At 65.8% G+C, this 2,613-nt stretch carries 2 protein-coding genes; both read right to left on the reverse strand.

What is annotated here, in order from left to right; genetic code table 11:
* A partial coding sequence (locus tag OSH12_RS26150; RefSeq protein ID WP_266346573.1) for a serine hydrolase occupies positions 1–2,076 on the reverse strand: 2,076 nt, incomplete at its 3' end.
* Between the two features lie 99 nt (positions 2,077–2,175).
* Positions 2,176–2,613, reverse strand: a 438-nt coding sequence (locus OSH12_RS26155) for an autotransporter outer membrane beta-barrel domain-containing protein (protein ID WP_266346574.1), incomplete at its 5' end; no start/stop codon positions are given.

A 2,613-nucleotide genomic window follows, 5' to 3' on the forward strand; every position in this document is an offset into this window, starting at 1 on the left:
CAGGTCGGTGCCGGCCGCCACCACGGCCGTGCCGCTCGCCGCGGCGAGCGTACTGCCGCTTACCGAGAGGTAGGCTGTGCGGCTCGTCGCTGCGCCCTCGATCGAGACGGCCGCAACCGCCGCTGCGGCCGCTCCATAGGCGAGCACGCTTGTTCCACTCAGATCGACCCGCGCGCCCTCGCCAAGCACAACCGCATGGGAGTTAGCGCCATGGGTTGTCACCGAGCCATCATCGAGGCCGACGGTCGCGCCGTCGCCCTGCGCGAGAATGCCGAAACTGCCCGCCGCCTGCGTCTGTACGTCAACGCGCGTGCCGAGCAGCTCGGCCGTACCGTCGCCACCGGTAACATGCAGGCCGCTGCCGGCGCCGTTCAGATCGATGGAGCTATCGGTGAGCTGAACCGTACCGTTCGGCTCGACCCACACGCCGTCGCCGCTGGTGAGATCGATGACGACCCCAACGCCCTCGATCGCGGCGGGCGCGTCGCCCCCCGCATGCAGGCCGGCGAGGGCACTACCGGTGATTTTCACGCGGGTCAGCATCGCTTCGGAGTTGTCGCGCGCGTCGACACCGGTGCCGCTGACCTCATCGCCGTTCAAAGCGATGTTCACGTCGGTAAGTACGAGCGATGCGGTGCCGGTCTCGGCACGCAGGAAAGCGCCGTCACCGCCCGGCGAAGCAGTGATGTCGCCGCCAAGGCCCAACTCCACGCGTCCGTCATTGCCGACGAAGATTGCGGGCACGTAGTCCTGTAGCGTCGCGAGTGTGACGCGGCCATCCGCGACGGCCGATCCGCCATTGGCAGCATAGATGGCGGCGCGCGCGCCAAACGGTCCGCTGACAAGCCCGGTCCAGACCGTGCCCGCTCCCACGACCTCGTTCGTGCCATCCGCCGCCACCTGGATCTGGCCGGCGGGGCCGGTCCAGTCCAGGATCGCCAGCAATTCCTTGAACAGATGCGCCGGTGCATCGGGATCGTCAGGATTGCTTGCGTTGATGAGGATGGTGATCGTGCGGTCGTTTGCCCGGTCATACATGACAAGCGCCTCGAACCCGAGGCCGTTGCCCGTGTGGCCGATGAAGCCGGAAATCTCGCCCATTCCGAAGCCGTAGCTGTCATATTCCGGGCTTAGCGGATCGGGCGCAATGGAGCCGAACGACTTCAGCCGTTCGACGAAGTCGCGCTTGCTGAGCAACTCGCCGCTGCCGACCGCCTTTCCCCACCGCTCGGCATCGGCGATTACACCGACGAGCGCGCCCGAGGCGCCCGTGCCGCTGGCGTTGAACTCGGCCAGCGACACCGGACCGTTGCCGTCGTCGAGGTCGATATACCCGACCGCATTCGGCGCCGGCATCGTGCCTGCGCCCTGGTCGATCACCGAGCTCAGCCCGAGCGGGTCCGTCAGGCGGCGGCGCACCTCTTCCGACCAGTCATTTCCCGTCGCGGCCGCAATCACTTCGCCGAGCAGCACGGTGTTGCTGTTGGAATATTCGTAGGAGGCGCCGGGCGCGAACTGCACCGGCTCGGCGAATGCGAAGGCGAGCAATTCCGCCGCCGTCCACGCCTTGCCCGGATCCTCGCCGAACTGCTCGCCGAAAGCGGGCGACGCGGTATAGTTGAACAGGCCGGATCGCATCTGCGCGAGCTGGCGGATCGTTATCAGGTCGCCGTTGGGCACGCCGTCGACATATTTTCCGACCGGATCATCCAGCCCGATGCGTCCCTCTTCCGCCAGTTGCAGGATGACGGTGGTCACAAACGACTTGGTGATGCTGCGAAAGCCGAAATAGGTGTCCGCCGTGGGTGCTGTGCCGTTGTCGACATTCGCGAGGCCTGAGTTCGACGTCCAGCGCACGTCGCCCTGCCGGATGGAGACCGAGGCTCCCGGGATGCGCTTGTCGATCAGGGCCTGATCGATGGCAGCCTGAAGCTCAGACGCGGTCGTCGCATTGTCCCATGGCACGCTGCCGGGAGGGGCCTGGGCAAGCGCGATCGTGCCATGGGTAGAAAGCATCAGGAGGGCGGCAAACAGGGAGAGCCGTCGCTCCTTCCTCAAAGCAAAAATGCCGTTCAATGCCCGTCCCCTATGACTTCGTCACCAGTGGCCCACCACACGCGGGTCCCTTCCGCGTGAGCGTGCCCAGTCCGTTCTCGCTGAGATGTTCGAGGTCGATCAGAACTTCCAGGTCAATCCTGCCTGCGCACTGTTTTCGTATGCGTCCGAGCCGTATTGTCCGGAGTATGTGACACTGAGCGTTGCGTCAGCGCCGAGGTCGTAATCGACGCCCAGTTCCGCGACGGCCGCATCGATCGCGATGGGGGCTCCGGACAGGCCGAAGGCCGGGCCGCCCGTATTGAAGGCCAGCGATACCTCTGGCGTTACATCGCCGAATGCATGACGCCACCCCAGCGTGCCGCGTGCCGTCAGTCGCTCCATGAGAACGGTTGACGCGCGCAGCCCGAGCGTCGTGTAGGTGGTGTCCATCTGCGCCGGGCCCGATGTCGCGAACATGCCGCTCTCGCTCACATCCCCATCAACAAGCACATAGGCGAGGTTGGCGAACGGCTCGAAGGTCGAGGTGCCGTAGCCGAATTTGTACGCGCCCTCGGC

The organism is Kaistia terrae (assembly GCF_026344005.1).
GTDB classification, from domain to species: Bacteria; Pseudomonadota; Alphaproteobacteria; order Rhizobiales; family Kaistiaceae; genus Kaistia; species Kaistia terrae.